Source organism: Sphingomonas endophytica (assembly GCF_001476895.1).
Taxonomy (GTDB): Bacteria; Pseudomonadota; Alphaproteobacteria; order Sphingomonadales; family Sphingomonadaceae; genus Sphingomonas; species Sphingomonas endophytica_A.
This window is the reverse complement of record NZ_LDTB01000077.1, coordinates 1-21,213: the sequence shown is the minus strand read 5'-3', so window position 1 is coordinate 21,213 and position 21,213 is coordinate 1. Positions and strand designations below refer to the sequence as shown.

25 protein-coding genes are annotated in these 21,213 nt (G+C 69.5%); 18 read left to right on the top strand and 7 right to left on the bottom strand.

Annotation, left to right across the window (positions count from 1 at the left end):
- Positions 1–125 precede the first annotated feature (125 nt).
- The 4 genes from NS334_RS15415 to NS334_RS15400 all read left to right on the top strand — a co-directional run bounded on the left by NS334_RS15415 (position 126) and on the right by NS334_RS15400 (position 3,924).
- Positions 126–773, top strand: coding sequence for a hypothetical protein (locus tag NS334_RS15415; RefSeq protein ID WP_241491989.1), 648 nt, complete (start codon positions 126–128; stop codon positions 771–773).
- Positions 774–888: 115 nt separating this feature from the next.
- Complete coding sequence (locus NS334_RS15410) at positions 889–1,269, top strand: hypothetical protein (RefSeq protein WP_058756845.1); 381 nt, start codon at positions 889–891, stop codon at positions 1,267–1,269.
- A gap of 208 nt (positions 1,270–1,477) precedes the next feature.
- On the top strand, positions 1,478–2,500 hold the full coding sequence (gene ruvB / locus NS334_RS15405; protein WP_058756844.1) for a Holliday junction branch migration DNA helicase RuvB: 1,023 nt from the start codon (positions 1,478–1,480) through the stop codon (positions 2,498–2,500).
- Between the two features lie 56 nt (positions 2,501–2,556).
- Positions 2,557–3,924 carry a sugar porter family MFS transporter gene (locus NS334_RS15400; protein WP_241491988.1) on the top strand — a complete coding sequence of 456 codons (1,368 nt, stop codon included), beginning with the start codon at positions 2,557–2,559 and terminating at the stop codon, positions 3,922–3,924.
- A 75-nt stretch (positions 3,925–3,999) separates the two neighbouring features.
- Here the strand turns inward: NS334_RS15400 and rpoH are convergent, their stop codons facing one another.
- Together rpoH and NS334_RS15390 are read right to left on the bottom strand one after the other, a co-directional pair.
- A complete protein-coding gene (gene rpoH / locus NS334_RS15395; RefSeq protein WP_058756843.1) occupies positions 4,000–4,902 on the bottom strand; it encodes an RNA polymerase sigma factor RpoH in 903 nt (300 codons plus the stop codon).
- Positions 4,903–4,974: 72 nt separating this feature from the next.
- Positions 4,975–5,922, bottom strand: coding sequence for an RluA family pseudouridine synthase (locus NS334_RS15390; protein ID WP_058756842.1), 948 nt, complete (start codon positions 5,920–5,922; stop codon positions 4,975–4,977).
- Positions 5,923–5,939: 17 nt separating this feature from the next.
- Between NS334_RS15390 and NS334_RS15385 the strand changes: the two genes are divergently transcribed.
- The 8 genes from NS334_RS15385 (at position 5,940) to NS334_RS15350 (ending at position 12,986) form a co-directional block, all read left to right on the top strand.
- Positions 5,940–6,395 carry a M67 family metallopeptidase gene (locus NS334_RS15385; RefSeq protein WP_058756848.1) on the top strand — a complete coding sequence of 152 codons (456 nt, stop codon included), beginning with the start codon at positions 5,940–5,942 and terminating at the stop codon, positions 6,393–6,395.
- A gap of 9 nt (positions 6,396–6,404) precedes the next feature.
- A complete protein-coding gene (locus tag NS334_RS15380; RefSeq protein ID WP_058756841.1) occupies positions 6,405–7,049 on the top strand; it encodes a histidine phosphotransferase family protein in 645 nt (214 codons plus the stop codon).
- Between the two features lie 96 nt (positions 7,050–7,145).
- A complete protein-coding gene (locus NS334_RS15375; protein ID WP_058756840.1) occupies positions 7,146–9,434 on the top strand; it encodes a chemotaxis protein CheA in 2,289 nt (762 codons plus the stop codon).
- Entirely contained in the window at positions 9,431–9,865 is a 435-nt protein-coding gene (locus tag NS334_RS15370; RefSeq protein ID WP_058756839.1) for a chemotaxis protein CheW, read from the top strand. Before NS334_RS15375 ends, NS334_RS15370 begins: the two co-directional genes overlap by 4 nt.
- Before the next feature lie 67 nt (positions 9,866–9,932).
- Positions 9,933–10,298, top strand: a complete 366-nt coding sequence (locus tag NS334_RS15365; protein ID WP_058756838.1) for a response regulator — start codon at positions 9,933–9,935, stop codon at positions 10,296–10,298.
- Between the two features lie 25 nt (positions 10,299–10,323).
- On the top strand, positions 10,324–11,379 hold the full coding sequence (locus NS334_RS15360; RefSeq protein WP_058756837.1) for a chemotaxis protein CheB: 1,056 nt from the start codon (positions 10,324–10,326) through the stop codon (positions 11,377–11,379).
- On the top strand, positions 11,376–12,203 hold the full coding sequence (locus NS334_RS15355) for a CheR family methyltransferase (protein ID WP_241491986.1): 828 nt from the start codon (positions 11,376–11,378) through the stop codon (positions 12,201–12,203). Before NS334_RS15360 ends, NS334_RS15355 begins: the two co-directional genes overlap by 4 nt.
- Positions 12,204–12,296: 93 nt before the next feature.
- Positions 12,297–12,986 carry an N-acetylmuramoyl-L-alanine amidase gene (locus NS334_RS15350; RefSeq protein WP_058756836.1) on the top strand — a complete coding sequence of 230 codons (690 nt, stop codon included), beginning with the start codon at positions 12,297–12,299 and terminating at the stop codon, positions 12,984–12,986.
- Between the two features lie 4 nt (positions 12,987–12,990).
- On the opposite strand, the gene NS334_RS15345 is transcribed toward NS334_RS15350, so the two are convergent.
- Positions 12,991–13,899 (bottom strand): NAD(P)/FAD-dependent oxidoreductase, encoded by a 909-nt coding sequence (locus NS334_RS15345; protein WP_241491985.1) that lies wholly within the window; start codon positions 13,897–13,899, stop codon positions 12,991–12,993.
- A 65-nt stretch (positions 13,900–13,964) separates the two neighbouring features.
- Here NS334_RS15345 and NS334_RS15340 point away from each other — a divergent pair, with 65 nt between their 5' ends.
- From NS334_RS15340 to rplS, 4 genes are read left to right on the top strand one after another with little or no spacing between them, the layout of a single operon-like run.
- On the top strand, positions 13,965–14,234 hold the full coding sequence (locus tag NS334_RS15340) for an antitoxin (RefSeq protein ID WP_058756834.1): 270 nt from the start codon (positions 13,965–13,967) through the stop codon (positions 14,232–14,234).
- Positions 14,231–14,623 (top strand): type II toxin-antitoxin system VapC family toxin, encoded by a 393-nt coding sequence (locus NS334_RS15335; RefSeq protein ID WP_058756833.1) that lies wholly within the window; start codon positions 14,231–14,233, stop codon positions 14,621–14,623. Before NS334_RS15340 ends, NS334_RS15335 begins: the two co-directional genes overlap by 4 nt.
- Positions 14,620–15,348: a tRNA (guanosine(37)-N1)-methyltransferase TrmD gene (gene trmD, locus NS334_RS15330; protein ID WP_058756832.1), complete on the top strand. Its 729-nt coding sequence runs from the start codon at positions 14,620–14,622 to the stop codon at positions 15,346–15,348. The genes NS334_RS15335 and trmD overlap by 4 nt, the downstream gene beginning before the upstream one ends.
- Before the next feature lie 2 nt (positions 15,349–15,350).
- Positions 15,351–15,734 carry a 50S ribosomal protein L19 gene (gene rplS, locus NS334_RS15325; RefSeq protein WP_058756831.1) on the top strand — a complete coding sequence of 128 codons (384 nt, stop codon included), beginning with the start codon at positions 15,351–15,353 and terminating at the stop codon, positions 15,732–15,734.
- A gap of 136 nt (positions 15,735–15,870) precedes the next feature.
- Here the strand turns inward: rplS and NS334_RS15320 are convergent, their stop codons facing one another.
- From NS334_RS15320 to NS334_RS15305, 4 genes are all read right to left on the bottom strand, one after another.
- Entirely contained in the window at positions 15,871–16,947 is a 1,077-nt protein-coding gene (locus NS334_RS15320) for an NAD(P)/FAD-dependent oxidoreductase (RefSeq protein WP_058756830.1), read from the bottom strand.
- Positions 16,929–17,612, bottom strand: a complete 684-nt coding sequence (locus tag NS334_RS15315; RefSeq protein WP_193753122.1) for a methyltransferase domain-containing protein — start codon at positions 17,610–17,612, stop codon at positions 16,929–16,931. Before NS334_RS15315 ends, NS334_RS15320 begins: the two co-directional genes overlap by 19 nt.
- Positions 17,612–18,655, bottom strand: a complete 1,044-nt coding sequence (locus NS334_RS15310) for a type III polyketide synthase (RefSeq protein WP_058756829.1) — start codon at positions 18,653–18,655, stop codon at positions 17,612–17,614. Before NS334_RS15310 ends, NS334_RS15315 begins: the two co-directional genes overlap by 1 nt.
- A gap of 91 nt (positions 18,656–18,746) precedes the next feature.
- A complete protein-coding gene (locus NS334_RS15305; RefSeq protein ID WP_058756828.1) occupies positions 18,747–20,039 on the bottom strand; it encodes a replication-associated recombination protein A in 1,293 nt (430 codons plus the stop codon).
- A gap of 157 nt (positions 20,040–20,196) precedes the next feature.
- Here NS334_RS15305 and NS334_RS15300 point away from each other — a divergent pair, with 157 nt between their 5' ends.
- Positions 20,197–20,832, top strand: a complete 636-nt coding sequence (locus NS334_RS15300; RefSeq protein ID WP_058756827.1) for a PadR family transcriptional regulator — start codon at positions 20,197–20,199, stop codon at positions 20,830–20,832.
- A complete protein-coding gene (locus tag NS334_RS15295; protein WP_058756826.1) occupies positions 20,829–21,119 on the top strand; it encodes a DUF2218 domain-containing protein in 291 nt (96 codons plus the stop codon). Before NS334_RS15300 ends, NS334_RS15295 begins: the two co-directional genes overlap by 4 nt.
- Positions 21,120–21,213: the final 94 nt, after the last annotated feature.

Genomic DNA, 21,213 nt, shown 5'->3' with positions numbered 1-21,213 from the left:
GTATCGGGCATGGGGCCGGCTCTACGCGAATGCTTGCTCCGGCGATAGACGGTTCCTATGCTGGCACGGTCCGGGCGCCGTTCGCGGTGCCCGTTTCGCTTGTGCCCATTGTCCGGGATTGCTTCGTGAACGCTCGCCATATCGCTGCTCCACTGGTCCTTCTGCTCGTGGCCGGTTGCGCACGCAGCGGCGAGATCGACGTCTCCGGCGGGGGCGCGGGAATCACCGCGGTTCGCTCCGCCTGTCCGATCGTCGGCGTGCCGGCGGGGACCGGCGACGTGACGTTGTTCGATCCCCCGGCCAGCCGCGCCTCGGCGGCGATCGACGTGGTGGCGACGATCAGCAACGTGCGATCGACCTGCGACGATCAGGGGGAGGACGTGGTGACGCGCGTCACCTTCGACGTGCGCGCGCGCCGCACCCGCACTGACGGTCCGCGCGACGTGACCTTGCCCTATTTCATCGTCGTGACGCGCGGCGGCACGTCGGTGGTCGCCAAGCGCGTGTCGCAGGTCGGGCTGCACTTCGACGCCGGCCAGTCGCTGGCGATCACCAGCGCGGAGGGAACCAGCGCGGTCGCGCGCAGTGCCGCGACGCTGCCGCAGGAGGTTCGCGACCGCCTGTCGCGCCGGCGCAAGGCCGGGGACGAGGACGCGGCGCTCGATCCGCTCGCCGATCCGAAGGTGCGGCAGGCGGTCGCGTCGTCCACATTCGAGGCGCTGGTCGGCTTCCAGCTGACGCAGGATCAGTTGCGCTACAACGCGACGCGCTGATCCCGCGCCGCGTGCGATCCAAATTGATGATCTGTGTGGCATGGTCACGATTGGCTAAGCATTTCTCGGTTACGCGGGTCCACGGTCGCCTGTGATCGGCCGAAGGACGAATGACGTGACCAGCCTGACCCCGATTGCGACCGCTCTCCCGATCCAGCGATCCGCGACCGACGCGCGTGTCGTGGCGGGGGCGGCGCGGCCGGAACTGGTCGCCGCGCCGCGAGGCGACCGGCCGCAACAGGGTCCGGGCATCGCCGCGCGGCTGGAGGCGAAGGTCGGGGACGGTTCGCTGGACGCCGGCCAGGCGGAGTCGCTCCGGCAATTGATCGACCGGCCGGCGGGATCGTCGAACGGCAGCCTGATGCGCACAGCCAGCGAACAGCTCGACCAGTTCGATCGCGTGCTGGAGAAGCTGCGCGCGAACATGGGGGCGGGCGCGACCTATGGGCGGACGTCGGCGGCACCCAGCGGCGTCATGGTCGACCGGCTGGCGTAAGGTTCCGGCGCGCGATCGTTCCCGGTTCGTGCAGGGCACGCCGGAAAGGACGAAGGACGCCGTTGCCAAGGTCAGCGTTTCAGGATCCCCGCCCGCGCGGGGATGACGATGGTCGCGTGACGTCGTGGCCTCTCCCTGGCTCCGTGTCGCCGCCTGAGCCCCTCATCAAACGCTTGCTCCCGACACGAACCCCGTTACGGAACGAAGCGTGACCGATGACGATCGCCTGATCTCGCCCGCGCGCCGCGTCGAGGACGTGGACGCCGCGCTTCGCCCCAAGACGCTCGACGATTTCGTCGGGCAGAAGGCGGCGCGCGAGAATCTGCGCGTCTTCATCGAGGCGGCGAAGGGGCGCGGCGACACGCTGGACCATGTGCTGTTCTTCGGGCCACCCGGTCTGGGCAAGACGACGCTGGCGCAGATCGTCGCGCGTGAGATGGGGGTGGGCTTCCGCGCCACGTCCGGCCCGGTGATCGCCAAGTCGGGCGATCTCGCCGCGCTGCTGACCAACCTCGAGGACGGCGACGTGCTGTTCATCGACGAGATCCACCGCCTGCAACCGGCGGTAGAGGAAGTGCTGTATCCCGCGATGGAGGACCGCGCGCTGGACCTGATGATCGGGGAGGGGCCGTCGGCGCGCAGCGTGCGGATCGACCTGCCGCGCTTCACGCTGGTCGGCGCGACCACGCGGCAGGGGTTGCTGACGACGCCGCTGCGCGACCGGTTCGGGATCCCGGTACGGCTGCAATTCTATACCGTCGACGAACTGGAGCGGGTGGTGTCGCGCGCGGCACAATTGCTCGACCTGGGCATCGCGCGCGACGGAGCGACCGAGATCGCGCGGCGCGCGCGCGGCACGCCGCGCATCGCGGGGCGGCTGCTGCGGCGGGTGCGCGACTTCGCCAATGTCGCGGGGGTCGCGGTGGTGGATGCGATGGTCGCCGACCGCGCGCTCGACCGTCTTGAGGTCGACAAGCTCGGGCTGGATGCCATGGACCGCCGCTATCTGACGATGATCGCCGACATCTATCGCGGCGGGCCGGTGGGCGTGGAGACGCTGGCGGCGGGGCTGAGCGAGCCGCGCGACACGATCGAGGAAGTGATCGAGCCGTACCTGATCCAGCTCGGGCTGGTGGCGCGCACCGCGCGCGGACGTGTGCTGAACGCGGGCGGATGGAAGCATCTGGGGCTCAATCCGCCGGTCGGGTCGCAGGACGGGCTGTTCGACTGACGCGGCATCGCGTACCGAGGTCGTGAGAACGCAAACGATTGAGGGAGGGATGGCCGGTGCACAGCGTATCGACGGGCGAGGTCAGCGGCGACGACGCCCGCGTAACCGCCGCGATCGTCATCAGCGCGGCCGGGGCGGCGCTGGGCGGATTGTTGTTCGGTTTCGACACGGCGGTGATTTCGGGCGCGACGCAGGCGTTGCAGTCGCGGTTCGCGCTGAGCGATGGCGGGCTGGGGTTCACGGTCGCCTCCGCCCTGATCGGGACGGTGATAGGCTCGCTGATCGCGGGCGCGCCGGCCGACCGTTACGGGCGACGCGCGGTGATGCTGTCGGTGGCGATCGCCTATGTCGCCTCGTCGCTGGGCACCGCGCTCGCACCGAACTGGCCGGTGTTCCTCGCCTTCCGCTTTCTGGGCGGGCTGGCGATCGGCGCGGCGTCGGTGGTGACGCCGATCTATATCGCGGAGGTGTCGCCGGCGCGGTTCCGGGGGCGGCTGGTGGCGATGAACCAGCTTAACATCGTGCTGGGGATCCTGGTCGCGTTCCTGTCCAACTATCTGATCGCGCAGGCGCTGCCGGCGGATCGGGCGTGGCGGTGGATGTTCGGCATCGTGACCGTTCCCTCGCTGCTGTACCTGACCACCGTGCTGTTCCTGCCGGAAAGCCCGCGCTGGCTGGCGGTGCGCGGCGCGCGCGAGCGGGCGGCGGCGGTGCTGGCACGGCTCGGCTTCCTCGATCCGGCCGGCGAGCTGGAGCGGATCGCCGCCGCCGCGCGGCGCGAGGTGGCGCAGAGGACGCCGGGCCTGTTCCAGCCGGCGTATCGTGCGCCGGTGGCGTGCGCGGTCGCGATCGCGATGTTCAACCAGCTCTCCGGCATCAACGCCCTGCTCTATTACGCGCCGCGCGTGTTCGAGCTGGCGGGCGCGGGCGCGGACTCCGCGCTGCTTCAGTCGATCGCGGTCGGCGGGACCAATCTGGTCTTCACGGTACTGGCGCTGTTCCTGATCGACCGCTTCGGGCGACGGCCGTTGCTGTTCGTCGGATCGCTGGTGTGCGCGGCGGCGCTGTTCCTGGTCGGCTGGCAGCTGGAACAGGCGGCGCCTGACGGGACGCTGATCCTCGTCGGGTTGCTGGGCTTCATCGCCGCCTTCGCGATGAGCCAGGGCGCGGTGATCTGGGTGTTCATCTCGGAGGTCTTCCCCAGCGCGGTGCGCGGCAAGGGGCAGGCGCTGGGCTCGACGACGCATTGGGTGATGGCGGCGGCGATCACCTGGCTGTTCCCGGTCGTGGCGGGTGCGGTCGGCGGCTGGGTCTTCGCGCTGTTCGGCGCGATGATGCTGGCGCAGTTCGTGTGGACGTGGCGGTACATGCCGGAGACGAACGGCGTGGCGCTGGAGGATATGGACCTGGGGGGTGCCCGCTGAGGGCGCTCCGTCATGCCGCTGCGGTGTTCCCGGAACCCGGCAGCGGCATGACGAAGGGGTGACGGTTCGTGAGCGTCAGGCGGTCAGCAGACGCTGGTCGCCGGCCAGCCGCATCATCGCGCGCTGGAGCTTCTCGAACGCGCGCACCTCGATCTGCCGGACGCGCTCACGGCTGACGCCATAGACCTGGCTGAGTTCTTCCAGCGTCTTGGGATCGTCGGTCAGGCGGCGCTCTGTCAGGATGTGCTTCTCGCGATCGTTGAGGTCGTCCATCGCGCTCATCAGCATGTCATGGCGGACGTCCGCTTCCTGCTGATCGGCGACGACGCTGTCCTGCAACGGCGCGTCATCCTGCAACCAGTCCTGCCACTGGCCCTCGCCATCCTCGCGCATCGAGACGTTCAGCGACGTATCGCCGCCCATCGCCATGCGGCGGTTCATGCTGACGACATCGGCCTCGGTCACGCCCAGGTCGGTGGCGATCTTCTGCACGTTTTCGGGCGTCAGATCGCCGTCCTCGAACGCATCGAGCCGCGCCTTCATCCGGCGCAGGTTGAAGAACAGCTTCTTCTGCGCCGCCGTGGTGCCCATCTTCACGAGGCTCCACGAGCGCAGGATGAATTCCTGGATCGAGGCGCGAATCCACCACATCGCATAGGTGGCGAGGCGGAAGCCGCGATCGGGCTCGAACTTCTTCACGCCCTGCATCAGGCCGATATTGCCTTCGGAGATCAGCTCGCTGACCGGCAGGCCGTAGCCGCGATAGCCCATCGCGATCTTCGCCACGAGCCGCAGGTGGCTGGTGACCAGCTGCGCGGCGGCATCCGTATCGCCATGTTCCTGAAACCGCTTGGCGAGCATATATTCCTGCTCGGGCGCCAGGATCGGGAATTTCTTGATTTCCGACAGATAGCGATTGAGGCTCTGCTCCCCGCCGAGCGCAGGGATCGTCGCGGGGACGTTGCTGCGGGTTGCCATGATCCTTTGTCTCCCTTCCTTGCGGAATGACTGCCGTATCGTCCCGAAACGCGACGACCGCAGGCTCCGCCCTTATACGATAAGCTGAGTGAACAGTTCCTGCATGTCCGGCGGCATGGCGCTGTCGAAGCCGAGCGCCTCACCGGTGATCGGGTGGATGAACCCGAGATGCGCGGCGTGCAGCGCCTGTCGCCGGAAATTCAGCGTGTCGAGCACGCCCTTGTGAGCATGTTTTGTTCTACCATAGACCGGATCGCCCAGCAAGGCGTGACCGATCGACGCCATGTGAACGCGCACCTGATGTGTGCGCCCGGTTTCGAGCCGGCACTCGACCAGCGTCGCTTCGCGCAGCGGCCGGACGGTGCTGTAATGCGTCACCGCGCGCTTGCCGCCCGGCACGATCGCCACCTTCTTGCGGTTGTTGGGCGAACGCGCGAGCGGAGCGTCGACCTTGCCGTTGGCGGGCATCGGGCGGCCGCCGACGATCGCACGGTAGCGGCGGTCGATGCTGTGCGCCGCAAATTGCTTCGCCAGTCCCTCGTGGGTGCGGTCGGTCTTGGCGGCGACCATCAGGCCCGACGTGTCCTTGTCGATGCGGTGGACGATGCCCGGCCGCGCGACCCCGCCGATCCCCGACAGCGAACCGTGGCAATGGTGAAGCAGCGCGTTGACCAACGTTCCGTCGAGATTGCCGGCGGCGGGATGCACGACCAGCCCGGCGGGCTTGTCGACGACGATCAGATGTTCGTCCTCCCACGCCACCACCAGCGGAATGTCCTGCGCCTCGTTATGCGCGGGCGTCGGCGCGGGGACGGCGACCGCGAACGGCTCGCCACCCTTCGCCTTGCGCGAGGGGTCGCGCATCGCGACGCCGTTCTGCGTCACCTGACCGGCGTTGATGAGCACCTTCAGCCGCTCGCGCGACAGGGTCGGCACCGCGTCCGCCAACGCACGATCGACCCGCCACCCGTCGGCGGTTGCAGCGATCGTCGCTTCGATGATGATGACCCCCCGGTCCATTGCTACGCTAGATGGCGATGACGATGGAAATTACAATCGCCGACCGTAACGAACTGTTGCGCCTTGCCGCCGCGAGTGTGGAGGAGGTGTGCGGGCTGTTGCTGGGGCAGGCCACGCGGATCGCGCGGGTCGTGCCGTGCCGCAACGTCGCTGCCGACCCGGCGGTGCGGTTCGAGATCGATCCCGCCACGCTGATCGCCGCGCATCGTGCGGCGCGGGCGGGTGGACCGGGGGTCATCGGTCATTATCATTCGCATCCCTCCGGCGTCGCCAGACCCTCGCCGCGCGATGCCGTCGATGCTGCTCCGGACGGCAGCCTGTGGATCATCGTCGCCGGGGCGGCGGTGACGGCATGGCGCGCAGTGGCGAACGGCGCCGTGGAGGGGCGCTTCGATCCGGTCGCCCTTGCGGTATGCGGTTGCGCGGATGAGCGCGACTCGCCAGAACACGGTATCCATACCGTTTCGAGGTAGCCGCCCACGATGACCATCAGCCCGGTCGATTTCGCCTCGCTCCTGTGTTCGCGGCTGTGCCACGACCTGCTGTCGCCGGTCGGTGCGCTGAACAACGGGCTGGAATTGCTGAACGACGAGACCGACCCGGACATGCGCGCGCGCTGCCTGGAACTGCTGAACGAGAGTGCGCGGGCATCGGCAAACAAGCTGAAGTTCTTCCGGCTGGCGTTCGGCGCGGCGGGCGGGTTCGGCGAGCGGGTGGACGTGCGCGAGGCGCGGCAGGCGGTCGAGGGATTGCTGGGCGACAACAAGCGGCTGCAACTGCAATGGATGGTCGACGAGCCCGAATTGCCCAAGTCGGCGGTCAAGGTGCTGCTGAACCTGGCGCTGATCGCGGGCGACACGCTGGTGCGTGGCGGGACGGTGACGATCGGGACCGAGGAAACCCCAGACGCGACGGAGATCGTCCTGCGTGCCGAAGGACCGCGGATCGTGCTCGATCCCGATCTGCGCGCCACGCTGACCGGCGCGGCGGGCGACGAATCGGCGACGCCGCGCGCGGCGGCGGCGTTCCTGGTCCAGGCGCTGGTCAGCGAGGCGGGCGGATCGGTGATGGTCAGCGAGCCGGTCGACAACAGCCTGTTGTTCGGGGCCGCCCTGCCGCATCGCTGATCGCGGAACGGGCGCCGGGGCGATCGGTCCTAAGTAAAGACCCTTTTAACCCGTACCATGCGATGCCGCCCCCCGAAGCGAGGGTGTCGGGGCCGCATGGACGATCTGCTGCAGGAATTCATCGCCGAGACGCGCGAAACGCTGGAGGCGTTGTCGGGCGAGATCGTGGGGTGGGAGGCCGACCCCCGCGACCGCGCCCGGCTGGATGCCATTTTTCGATTCGTCCATACGATCAAGGGGAGCTGCGGTTTCCTCGACCTGCCGCGTCTGGCGCGGCTGAGCCACGGCGCCGAGGATGCGCTGGCGGCGGTGCGCGCGGGCGACCGCGTTCCCGACCCGGCGCTCGTCACCGCGATCCTGGCGATCATCGACCGGATCGGCGAGATCGTCGAGGCGCTGGATTCGGGGGAGGCGCTGGACGACAGCGGCGATGCGCTGCTGGTCGCCGCGCTGGACGGTACGAGGGGCGAGGCGGCAGGGCGGGTCGTGCCGGAGCGGATGGTCGATCTCTCCGCCAACCCGACGCGCGCGGCGCACAAGCGGTCGGTGCGGCTGTCGGTCGATCTGCTCGACCGGATGATGAGCGGCGTGTCGGACATGGTGCTGGCGCGCAACCAGCTCGCCCGCCACTTGCGGATGTTCGACGATCCGCGGCTGGAGGCGATGCTGGAGCGGCTGAGCATATCGGTCGACGGGCTGCGCGACACGGTGACGCGCACGCGAATGCAGCGGGTCGAGTCGCTGTTCTCCGCGTTACCGCGACTGGTTCGCGACGCGGCCGGCACGCTGGGCAAATCGGTGACGCTGACGATCGAGGGCGGCGACGTCGAGCTGGACCGCGAGATGATCGAGCTGTTGCGCGATCCGCTGGTGCATCTGGTCCGGAACGCCGTGGATCACGGCATCGAGGAGCGTGCCGACCGCATCCTGGCGGGCAAGCCGGCGGCCGGCAGCCTGCGCGTCGTGGCGCGACAGGCCGGAAATCTGATCATCATCGAGATCATCGACGATGGTCGCGGCATCGATACCGACCGTCTGCTCGCCAAGGCGCTGGGGCAGCAGCCGGCCCGCGCGGCCGAGCTGGCGGGGCTGGACGACGAGGGACGATTGGGCCTGATCTTCGAGCCGGGCCTGTCGTCGCGCGACGAGGTGACCGCGCTGTCCGGCCGCGGGGTCGGCATGGACGTGGTGAAGGCCAATGTCGAACAGGCCGGCGGTCGGATCGCGCTGTCCAACCGGCGTGGCAAGGGATTGAGTGTCGCGCTGGAGGTGCCGCTGACGCTGGCCATCCTGAATGCGGTGCTGATCGAGGCGGCGGGGACGCGGTTCGCGGTGGCGCGCCAGTCGGTTGACGAGCTGGTGGCGGTGGACGGCAACGCGGTGCGCGTGGATCGTGTCGCGGGCGGGGCGGTGGTGCTGTTGCGGGGCAAGCGGCTGCCGATGGTGTCGCTGCCCGTGCTGCTGGGGCAGGGCGAGCCGGCCAGGGATCCGCGTTTCCTGGCGATCGTGTCGTTGCGGGAGGGACGCTTCGCGCTGGCGGTCGACGGCGTGCACGACACGCAGGAACTGGTGGTGAAGCCGGCCGCGCCGGCGGTGATGCGCGCCAGCATCTATGCCGGGCAGATGCTGCCCGACGACGGCCAGCCGATCCTGCTGCTCGATTGTTCCGGCATCGCCGCGCGTGCCGCGCTGACCTTCGAGAAGGCGAACGAGGAAGTGGTGGAGACCGCCACCACCGAGGCGATCCGCGCGCTGCTGTTCGACGATATCGACGGCGCGCGGCGGATGATCGTGTCGGACGCGGTGGACCGGATCGAGGGCGTCGCGCCGGGCACGGTGCGCGCGCTGGCCGGCGGATTGTGGCTGACGATCGACGATCGCTCGATCCCGGTCTGGGCGGGACGTGGCGCGGTGCCCGGGGAGGTGCGCAAGGTCCTGCGGCTTCAGCTCGACGGGCAGGAAATGGCCTATCCGATCGCCGATCCGATCGAGATCGTGCCGTTGCCCGACGAGATCGCGCCGGGCGCGGACCCGGACGGCGTGATCGCCGGGCTGGCGGTGATCGACGGCGAGCCGATCGAACTGATCGATCCCCTCGCGTTGCTGCATACCGCATCGGCGACCACGGAACGGCCGATGTGTCTGCTGCACGGCAGCGAGAGCGGGTGGATGGAGGCGTTCCTGAAGCCGGCGATCGAGCAGGCGGGCTATCGGGTCGTGCGCACCGCGCCGCCGGGTGCGTCCGTCGCGATCGCACTGGCGATCGAGGATGACGCCGACAGCGCGCCGGTGCCGGCGCTGCGGCTCAGCCGCCAGCGCGGAGCGCCGCTGTATCGCTACGACCGCAACGCGCTGATCGCGGCGCTGAAGGAACGCCGGGCATGAGCCAGTCGCTGCATCTTGTCGCGCGCGTCGGTGGCGCCGGACTGCTGTTCGATGCCGGGCGGGTCGATTCGGTCGTGGAGGTCGGGCACACCGTCCCGGCGCCGGGTGCCGGGCGCGCGGTCGTCGGGCTGGCGGCGATGCGCAGCCGCGTCGCGACGGTGCTGGACGTGAGCGAGTTGTTCGGCCGACCCGCGATGGTGCGCGACGGCAAGGGCGGCTCGGCGGTCGCGACCATCGTCGACGGGCACCTGTATGCGATCGCGGTCGACCTGCTGGAGGATGTGGCGACCTTCTCGTTGAGCGCGGCGCCGTCCGGGCTGGGCGCCGCCAACGACTGGGATTTCGTGACCGGCATCGCCGACGGCGCCGGCGAGACGTTGCTGGCGGTGGATATCGACCGGCTGGTCGCCCGTGCCAGCGCCCTAGACTGACCGCGCCATTAACCCGATCCTTACCCCGCGTGCCGCATCAAGCAGTGGTCAGAAAAGCGGAATTACCATGAAGACCTGCCTGATCGTCGACGACTCCAAGGTGATCCGCAAGGTCGCCCGCCACATTCTCGAAGCGCTGGACTTCACGGTCGCCGAAGCGGGCGACGGGCGCGAGGCGCTCAGCCATTGCCGGCAGTCCTGTCCGGACGTGATCCTGCTCGACTGGAATATGCCGGTGATGAGCGGGATGGAGTTCCTGCGCGCGCTGGGCGACGAACCGTTGCCGCATCGGCCCAAGGTGGTGTTCTGCACCACCGAGAACGGCATGGCGCACATCCGCGCCGCGATCGAGGCCGGCGCCGACGAATATGTCATGAAGCCGTTCGACCGCGAAACGCTGCACAGCAAGCTGCAGATCGTCGGCGTCGCCTGACCGCACGTTCGAGCACGAGGCGGGCATGGCTCCCTTATCTCCCAAACCCGGCGGCACGCTTCCCCGTGTGCTGATCGTCGATGATTCGGCGGTCGCGCGCGCGGCGCTGGGCCGGTTCGTGACGGGCAGCGGGCGGTTCGAACTGACGGGCGCGGTGCCCGACGCGCAGCGGGCGCTGACGTTCCTGAAGACCAATACCGTCGATCTGATCCTGCTCGACCTCATCATGCCGTATCAGAATGGCATCGACGCGCTCCCCGATCTGCTGAAGGCCGGACGCGGCGCGCGCGTGTTGGTGGTGTCGAGTTCCGCCGCCGAGGGGGCGGAGATCACGATGCGGGCGCTGGCGCTGGGCGCCGCCGATACGCTGGTGAAGCCGAATGTCGGCGCCTTCGCGTCGCGCTTCGGCGAAACGCTGCTCGCGCGGCTCGACATGTTGATGGCGCCCGGCGACACCGGCCCGTCGCCGCGTCGCGCGACGGTGCTCGCCCCGCCGCCGTTCGATGCGGTGGCGATCGGCGCGTCGACCGGCGGCATCCACGCGCTCGCCTCGCTGCTGGCGCAGGTGCCGCAGGAGATGACGCGACCGATTTTCATCACGCAGCATCTGCCGCCGTCTTTCTCGCCCTATTTCGCGGCGCAGGTCGGGGTGTCGGCGCGGCGGCCCGGCGTGCTGGCGGAAGAGTGCGGACGGGTACGTGCCGGACAGGTGCTGATCGCCCCCGGCGACGCGCATCTTCTGGTCGCGACGATGCCGGACGGCCAGGTCGGGACGCGGCTGTCGCACCAGCCGTCGCCGACCGGCAACATGCCCTCGGTCGATCCGATGCTGACCAGCATGGCCACCGTCTACGGCGCGCGATTGCTGGCGATCGTCCTGAGCGGGATGGGGCGTGACGGCCTGGAGGGCGCGCGGGCCGTCCGGGATGCCGGCGGGACCGTCGTGGTGCAGGATAGCGATTCTTCCGTCGTATGGGGAATGCCGGGTGCGGTGGCGGGTGCCGGGCTGGCGCATGCGGTTCTGACCCCGGCCGAGATCGGCGCGATGATCGCGGCGCAGGTCGGCGGAGCGCGCGCGTGATCGGCGGGATCGACGCTGGCTCCGCCCGCGTGCTGGCCGCCCTGATGGAAGCGCGCACCGGGCAGCAGATCGCGGCCGGGCGCAGCTGGCGCTTCGACACCGCGCTCGGGCCGCTGATCCAGTCGCTGGGGCTGACGCGCGCCGACCAGCTTACCGCGCGGTTGATCGAGGGGAAGGACCCGCAACTCGCCGATCGGATCATCGATGCGCTGCTCAATCAGGAGACGTCCTTCTTCCGCGATGGCGCGGTGCTGGAAAGCGCGGTGCGGGCGGCGCTCGACATCGGGGTGCCGCAGCGGGTGTGGTGCGCGGCGTGCGCCACCGGGCAGGAACCGCTGTCGCTGGCGATGCTGTTCGCGGAAGCCGGCATCAAGCCGGAGATCATCGCGACCGACGTGTCGTCCGCCGCGATCGCGCGCGCCCGCGCCGGCCTCTACACGCAGTTCGAGATCCAGCGCGGCCTGCCGATCCGGCGGATGGTGACATGGTTCGAGCCGACTCCCGACAATCAGTGGACCGCCTCGGCGGCGTTGATGGGGGCGATCCAGTATCGCCGCCACAATCTGGTCGCCGATCCCGCGCCGGCCGGCGAGTTCGACCTGATCCTGTGCCGCAACGTCCTGTTCTATCTTGTGCCCGCGCTGCGCGAGCAGGTGCTGGCGACGCTGGCGCGTGCGCTGCGCCCCGATGGATTGCTGCTGCTGGGCGCGGGAGAGACGGTGATCGGTCAGTCCGAGCGACTGCGCCCCAGCCGGCGGTCGCGCGGCTTCTACGAGCGCGTGCCGGACGCAGACGATCGCAACCGGGTTTACAGCGGCGCGTGATTTCGCGACGGACGTCGTCACGGCGGGGGCGATGGCGAGGTCGGATGTGAAGGTCGAGACGATCCGGGAACGTGCGGGCGGCGGGCGAGCGCGATGAGGTGCAGCGAGGCACCGTCCCCGAACTTCAACGAACGCACGCTGCCGATCTCGATGATCGTGCTGCACTATACCGGGATGGCGACCGCGCAGGAGGCGTTCGACCGGCTGCGCGACCCGGCGGCCGAGGTGTCGTGTCACTATTTCGTCGATGAGGACGGCACGATCACGCGGCTGGTCCCCGACGACAAGCGCGCGTGGCATGCCGGACGCTCGCACTGGCGCGGCGTGACCGACATCAACTCGGCGTCGATCGGGATCGAGATCGTCAATCCGGGCCACGACCACGGCTATCGCCCCTTCCCCGAGCCGCAGGTCGAGGCGGTGATCCGGCTCGTCGCGCATCTGAAAGACATGTACGAAGTGACGCGCGGCAATGTCGTCGGCCATTCCGATATCGCGCCGCAACGCAAGCGCGATCCGGGCGAGCTGTTTCCGTGGCACCGGCTCGCGCGGTTGCGGCTGGCCTTGCCGCGCCCGACGAAGAACCTGGTCGATCCGATGTGGGGCGAGGCGGCGTTCTGCCTGGCGCTGGAGCGGTTCGGCTATGACGTCGGCGACCGGATGGCGGCGATCATGGCGTTCCAGCGCCGTTTCCGCCCCGAGATGATCGATGGCGAGATGGATGCCGAGTGCCGGATGATCCTGCTGGCGCTGTTGCTGCCAAGGCCGCAGGGCGACGACTGACGGGTCAGCGCCGCAGCGGGCGTCGCTCGGCCAGCAGGTTGCGGATGGCGGTGGCGGCGACGCCGGCCTCGCCCATCGCATGGCTGATCTGGTCGAGACCTTTCACGACGTCGCCCGCCGCGAACAGCCCGGGGATGCTGGTCCGTTGGTGATCGTCGACTTCCAGGCAGCCCTCGTCGCTGGCGCGCGCGCCCGCCGCGACGGCCAACCGCGAGCGGATGCGCGAGCCGAGCGCGGGATAGACGCTGTCGAACGCCATCCGCCCGCGTGCGGTGTCGAATGCCAGCCGATCGCCCTCGATCGCATAGCCGCCGCAGGGGCCGTCGATGCGGACGATCCCGGCATCGTCCAGCGCCCGTGCGCAATCGGGGGCGAGCGCATGTTCGGCCTCCGGCGCGACCAGCGTCACGTCGCTGGTATAGCCGCGCAGGAACAATGCCTCCCGCATGCCATGGTCGCCGGTTCCGATGACCGCGACCCGGCGGTCGGTGACCTCATAGCCGTCGCAGATCGGGCAATAGCGCAGCAGACCACGCTCCAGCGCCGGATCGTGGACCTCCGGCAGCAGCGCGGCGGGACGATGGTTCACGACCCCGGTCGCCAGCAGCACGGTGCGCGCGCGGTACGACGCGACGTCCGTCGTCACGGCGAAGTTCTCGCCCTCGCGCGTGAGCTCGGTGACCCTCATCTCCTCGCGTAGCGCGCCGTAATGCGCGGCCTGCACGCGCATCAGCCGCAGCAATTCCTTGCCCGCGATCCCCTCGGGATAGCCGGCGTGGTTGTGGGTGCACGGGATCATCGCGGCGCGGCTCGATCCGCTGTCGAACAGGCGGATGCTCAGGTGGAAGCGCGCCAGATAGATGGCGGCGGTCAGCCCGGCCGGCCCCGCGCCGATGATGATGCAATCGTCCACCCCGAACCTCCGCCTTGCTAGCCGCCATCCCCGTATATACATGCCGTGCATACAGGAGATCGGCGATGGGTAACGAATATCGCGCGAAGGTGTTCAAATCCGGCAACTCGGTCGCGTTGCGGTTGCCGAAGCAGCTTGGGTTTGCGGAGGGCGAAGACGTGGTCATCGCGCCCCATGCCGATGGTTCGTTCAGCCTGTGGCGCGAACGCGAGAGCGCGCAGGTGCTGATGTCGCTCTACGGCAGCATGTCCGAAGGCTTCATGGCCGAGGGGCGCGGCGACACCGGCCAGGATGCGCGCGACTGGGCGCATGATCGCGGCGTCGCGGCGGCATGACGGGGTATCTGCTCGATACGGACGCCTGTATCGATTTTCTGCTGGGGCGTAGCGATCCGCTGGCGCGGCGGATGGGGCAGGCGTTCGGGCAGTTGAGCGTGTCCGCCATCACGGCGGCCGAGCTGCGGGTCGGCAATCGCAGCTCGCACGACCCGGTCCGCGATGCGAAGCGCGTCGACACGTTCCTCGCCGCCATTCCGGTCTTGCCGTTCGATGTCGAGGCGGCGATGGCATACGCCGATATGGTGCGGTCGATCGGGATGCGGCGGGGCGGCTTCGACCGGCTGATCGCGGCGCAGGCGCTGGTGGCGGGCGCGACGCTCGTTACCAATAACGAACGTGACGTTGCCGGCATTCCCGGCCTTCTGACCGAAAACTGGACCCGATGACCTTTCGCGCGACGATCCTGACGCTCTACCCGGAGATGTTCCCCGGCCCGCTCGGCACCTCGCTGGCGGGGCGGGCGCTGGGGGAGCGGAAATGGTCGCTGGATGCGGTCAACATCCGCGACTTCACGACCGACCGGCACCGCACCGTCGACGACACGCCGGCCGGGGGCGGGGCGGGGATGGTGCTGCGCGCCGATATCCTGGCGCGTGCCGTCGATGCCCATGCCGATGGGCGACCGCTGATCGCGATGACGCCGCGCGGGCGCCCGCTGACGCAGAGCCGGGTGCGCGAACTGGCGGCGGGTCCGGGCGCGGTGATCCTGTGCGGGCGGTTCGAGGGGTTCGACGAGCGGTTGCTGGAGGCGCGTGGCGTCGAGCAGATCTCGATCGGCGACTATATCCTGTCGGGGGGCGAGATGGCGACGCTGGTGCTGCTCGACGCTTGCGTTCGGCTGCTTCCCGGCGTAATGGGCGCGGCTTCGAGCGGAGTCGAGGAAAGCTTCGAAAGCGGCCTCCTCGAATATCCGCACTATACCCGACCTGTCGAATGGGAAGGGCGCACGATCCCCGAAGTGCTGCGATCGGGGGATCATGCGAAGATCGCGGCCTGGCGGCAACGGCAGGCGGAGATCGACACACGGCTACGGCGGCCGGACCTTTGGGAGCGTCATGAGGGCGCTCGGGTCGGCTCGCCCTCTGGCGCGCGGCAACGGACTGAGGACTGACCATGAACCTGATCCAGACGCTCGAAGCCGAGCAGATCGCCAAGTTCCATGAAACCAAGAAGCTGCCTGAATTCCGCCCCGGCGATACGCTGAAGGTCGGCGTGAAGGTGGTCGAGGGTGAGCGGACCCGCGTCCAGAACTATGAGGGCGTGTGCATCGCGCGCTCGAACAAGGGCATGGGCTCGTCGTTCACCGTGCGCAAGATCAGCTTCGGCGAGGGCGTGGAGCGTGTCTTCCCGCTGTATTCGCCGAACATCGATTCGATCGAGGTCGTGCGCAAGGGTGCGGTGCGCCGTGCCAAGCTGTATTACCTGCGTGGCCGTACCGGCAAGTCGGCGCGTATCGCGGAGCGTCGCGACACGCGCACGGTCGCCGCGGCCGAGTAATCGGCGCGGCCCCGTCGGGGTGTTGCGAAGAGGCGTGGCGGGAAACCGCCGCGCCTCTTTTCGTTTGTGCGACGGTTACCACCACCGCGTCGTCACTCCGGCGGAGGTCGGGGACACGGAGAGGGGTGGGATGACTTTACGGTTGAGCAATCCGCGTTGCGGCGGCGATGGCGTCGATCAGGCCGAGCCGCGCCGCGAACGGCAGCAGCGGTGCAAACGGGGCGGGACGCTCGGCCATCGCGCGGATCGCACGTGCCACGGTGACGGGGCGCGCCGTCTGCGCGGCGAAGCGGGGCTGCCACCGCGTCGGCGGCTCGCCCGTCAGCCATGCGCGGGCCGCCGACACGCCGCTCGCAAGCGCGATGCCCATGCCCTCACCTGCCAGCGAGGGGATCACCGCCGCCTGGTCGCCGAGCCGGTAGAGGCGATCGGTCCCCTCCTGCGCGCGCCATCCGTAAGGCACGTTGGCGATCGCCTCGATGGGGGTGGGCACGCCCTGCGCCAGCCGCTCTCCGAACGCCGGCACCTCTTCACCCAACATCGCCAGCAGCCGTTCGGGATCGCCCGCCTCGGTCAGGCGCGAGCGGCGGATGGCGAGGCAGATGTTGGCGCTGCCGTCCTCCTGCACCACCACGCCGGCATAGCCACGATCGAACAGGTGGAGCTCGATCGCATCGCCCACCTGTCGCGTCGCGCCGCCGCTGCGCCGGGTGCGCAGGCCCAGCGTGGGGTCCGCACCGCGGGCTTCGGCGGGGCGGGCGGTGCCGCGAATATCGTGCTTGCCGCTGGCGAGGAACAGCGCGTCGGCGGTCAGCGTCGCGCCGTCTGCGATGCGCGCGGCCGCGCCCTCGATCGCGCGGATGGTGACGCCGCGCTCGACACCCGCGCCCTGTCGTTCCGCAAGGGCGATCAGGATCGCGTCGAGGCGCGCGCGAGAGACGCCGATACCGGGGGCGGGAAGCCGCGTTTCGACCGTCCGCCCGCGCGTGAACAGCCGCAGCCGCGTCGCGCGCGCCGGGTTCAGCGTATCGGCCTCGACGCCCAGCCGCGCGAGCGTCTCCAGCGTCCGCCAGCTCAGGAAACCGCCGCAGATCGCGTCGCCCGGCTCGCGGGTCCGTTCGATCAGCAGCGGTCGCTCGCCGCCGCGTGCCAGCGTGATCGCGGCGGCGCTGCCGGCCGGCCCGCCGCCGAGGATCAGGGGCGCGCGACGCACAACCGGAACGGAAAGGCGCGGAACGCGCGGGCATCCGCGATGCCGGCGGTGGTGAGGATCGGCGGCCATTCGGACGGGCGATAGCTGCGCGCGATCGACAGCCGCCCGTCGTGACGGACGATCGGGTGCCAGCGGAACAGCCCGGCGAGCAGCGGCCAGCCGTGATAGGCGAAGCCGTGGCGATGCAGGTCGTTGACCAGCCACCCGACCCGAGCCTGCGCCTGCATGAAGCGGAGGAAGGCGACGAGTTGCGGCCCCGTCATATGATGCGCGACGAGGCTGGACAGGATGATGTCCCATCCTTCGCCCGCCAGCGCGGCATAGTCGCCGATGCGCCAGTCGATCACGAGATCCGCCGGGGTATGCGCGCGCGCGGCGGCTTCACTGCGCGGATTGAGGTCGATGCCGACCAGATCGAAGGTCCGGCCGTGTGTCGCGCCCCAGCGCGCGATGCGGCGGAGCATGTCGCCGTCGCCATAGCCGACGTCGAGCAGTCGGTAATGGCCGCCGCGCCGCGTCACCTGACGCAGGAAGCGCAGCGTCGGGCGCGCGGCCATCGTCACGACATTGACGCGCGCGAGATCGCCGACGACCTCTGCATAGGTCTCCGCCGGCAGGTCGTCGGCGTCCATCAGTTCCTCGGCGGTGGCGCGGTCGTCGAGCATCAGCGCGCGCTCGCGAAGGACAATCCCTCCGCCGCCAGACCGGGACCGAAGGCCAGCGCAACGCCGTGATCGACCGGCGGGCCCGACAGGATGCGCGCCAGCACGAACATCAGCGTCGCCGACGACATGTTGCCGCTGTCGCGCAGCACGGCCCGCGACGCGTCCAGCGCGTCGGGAGCGAGCGCCAGCGCCTGCTCGACCGCATCGAGGATCGAGCGGCCCCCGGCATGGATCGCCCATGTGTCCACCGGCCGGCTGCCGGTGATCGCGGCGACCAGCGCGGGGTCGCGTAGCGCCGCGCCGATCCGGCCGGGCACCTCGCCGGACAAGTGCATCGCGAAGCCGCGATCGGTGATGTCCCAGCGGATCAGCGTGTCGGAGACGGGAAGCGTCGCACTGAACGGTCGGTCGAGTGCCAGTCCGGCCGGTTCGGCGCAGACCAGCGCCGCCGCCGCGCCGTCGCCGAACTGCAGCATCGCCAGCAGCGGTTCGAGCGCGCGATCCTCCTGAAGGTGAAGCGTCGAGAGCTCGACCGTGACGACCAGCACGCGCGCGTCGGGTTCCGACCGCACGATGTGCCGCGCGGTGCGCAATGCGGTAATCGCGGCGTAGCAGCCCATGAAGCCGATCGCGACGCGCTCCACCCGCGTATCCAGCCCCAGCCGCCGCGCCACGATCTGGTCGAGACCGGGCGCGATGAAGCCGGTGCAGCTGGCGACGACCAGATGGGTGATGCCGTCGAGGGATGTCTGCGCGGCCAGCGCCTCGATCGCTGCCAGCGCCAGCGCGGGCGCCTCGCGCGCGTAGACCGCCATGCGCTCGCCGGTGCCGGGATGCGGCGCGGGCGCGTAGAAGCCGCCGTCCGCCACCGGCGCGGGCAGCACCGACCAGCGATGCGCGATCCCCGCGCGGGTGGCCATCCGCTCGAACAGCCGCGCCTCGCGCTCCGCCAGGCGCGGCAATGCCCAGTCGACGAACGTGGCATGGATGTCGTACGGCGGGGTGGCCGTGCCAATGGCGTGCAGATGGGGAGTGACGGTCATCTGCCGGCGCCAACGCGCGGGCAGGGGCGGCGGTCCGTGGAGGCGATCACGCGGGAGCCCTTATCCAGCCGCACGCGCAAGGCAATGGGGATCAGCGCTCGGCCTTGCGCCGCTGCCAGAAATCGAGACGTTTGCGCACCTCGCGCTCGAATCCGCGTTCGTTGGGTTCGTAGAAGGCGTGGGGACCGCCGGCATCGGCGGGGAAGAAGTCCTGTGCGGCATAAGCATCCGGATAATCATGGTCGTAGCGGTAGCCGGCGTGGTAGCCCAGATCCTTCATCAGCTTGGTCGGCGCGTTCAGGATGTGCTTCGGCGGCGGCAGCGATCCGGTGTCGCGCGCGAGCGCGCTCGCTCGGTCGAACGCGAGATAGGAGGCGTTCGACTTGGGCGCGGTCGCGACATAGTTGATCGCCTGCGCAAGGAACAGCCGCCCCTCCGGCATGCCGACTCGCTCGAACGCCTGCCACGCGGTCATCACCTGCACCAAGGCCTGCGGATCGGCCATGCCGACATCCTCCGACGCCGCGCAGCACAGCCGGCGGAAGATCACTGCCGCATCCTCGCCCCCGCGCACCATCCGCGCCGCCCAGTAGAGCGCGGCGTCGGCGTCGCTACCGCGCAGACTTTTGTGGAAACAGCTCAGCAGGTTGTAATGCTCCTCCTGCCCGCGATCATAAAGTGGCGCGCGCTTCTGAACGATCGCCGACAGGTTGGCGACATCGAGCGGGCCGTCATGGTCGACGAGGAACAGCGTCTCGCATAGCCCGAGCAGGTAGCGCGCGTCGCCGTCCGCCATCGCGATCAACGCCTGATGCGCCTCGGCGTCGAGATCGAGCGAGCGACCCTGATAGGCCTCGGCCCGCGCGATGACGGTGGCCAGTTCCTCGGGGGTCAGGCGGTTGAGCGTGAAGACCTTGGCGCGCGACAGGAGCGCGGCGACCAGGCTGAAGCTGGGATTTTCGGTCGTCGCGCCGATCAGCACGATCGTCCCGTCCTCCACCGCGGGAAGCAGCGCGTCCTGCACGGGGCGCGAGAAGCGGTGCAACTCGTCGATGAAGGCGACGGTCGGGCGGCCGGCGGCGGCACGCAATTCCTTCGCGGCGGCCAGCGTCTTGCGCAGGTCGGCGATGCCGGTCGACACGGCGGAGAGCTGCATGAACTCATAGCCCGCCTCCGCCGCGATCAGGCGCGAGATCGTCGTCTTGCCGACACCGGGCGGTCCCCAGAGCACGAACGACGACAGCCGCTTCGTGCGGATCATCATCCCCAGCGGTGCATCCGGGCCGAGCAGATGCTGCTGCCCGATGACGTCCGCAACCCGTTCCGGGCGGAGCGCATCGGCCAGGGGGCGCGGGGGCATCTGCTCGAACAGCGATGCGGTCATGGGCGGCTTCGGTCCTGCGACAGGGAATGGGAACCGTCCGTATGTAGGGGCGCGCACGGCGCGCGTCATGATTTGATCGAAAATATATCTTGAAAGCTCTTGCGTAACAGCCCGGAAGATATATCTTGGCTGCATCATGATTGAACGAGGAACCGATATGTTCAGGTTTTCACATGGCGGCGGCGGCCGTCATCACGGGTTCGGGCCGCGTGGCGGACGACATGGCGGAGAGGGCGGCATGGATGTCGAACGCTTCTTCCACTGGGTGGAGCGGCTGAACGACGGCGATCGCCGGCGCGGCGGCGGTGGCGGCGGCGGACGAAGCCGGCGCATGTTTGACGGCGGCGAGCTGCGGCTGCTGCTGCTGAAGCTGATCGCCGACGAACCGCGACACGGCTACGAACTCATCAAGGCGATCGAGGCGCTGAGCGGCGGGGGCTATGCGCCCAGCCCGGGGGTGGTCTATCCGACGCTGACGTTACTCGACGAGATGGAGTTGATCGCCGAACAGGCCAGCGCCGGATCGCGGAAGCGCTTCGCGGCGACCGAGGCGGGCGTGGCGCATCTGGCGGAGGCGGCCGAGACGGTCGCGGCGCTGCTCGCACGGCTGGAGGCGATGGGCGCGCAGCGCGCGCGCGGCGACGGTGAGGGTGCGCCGGTCCGCCGTGCGATGCACAACCTGCGCCATGCGGTGCAGGATCGCGCGGTGCGCGCCGATGCGACGCCGGAATTGCTCCACGAGATCGCCGCGCTGATCGACGAGGCGGCGCAGAAGGTGGAGCGGCTGAAGTGAGCGTGTCGATCGCGCGCGTGCCGACGCATTCGGCCAGCCGCTATCTCCAGCAGCTCGCCAAGCACTGGAGCCACAAGATGGAGGTCAGCTTCTCCGAGCAGGAAGCGACGATCGCGTTCCCGAACGGCGCGTCGCTGGAGATGCGCGCGGACAGCGAGACGCTGGACGTGCGGCTGGCGGTGCCGGAGGACGGCGACGTGGCGCGGATGCGCGAGGTCGTGGCGAGCCACCTCGATCGCTTCGCTTTCCGTGAGGCGCCGCTGACCTTCGACTGGCAGGTGGTGTGATCGACGCGGGGGGCGTGGAGAGTCGATCGCGGTTTGGTTCGCGCAGAGACGCGGAGGCGTAGAGAGGCTGCGCCTGGGGACTGTCAGGAATTTC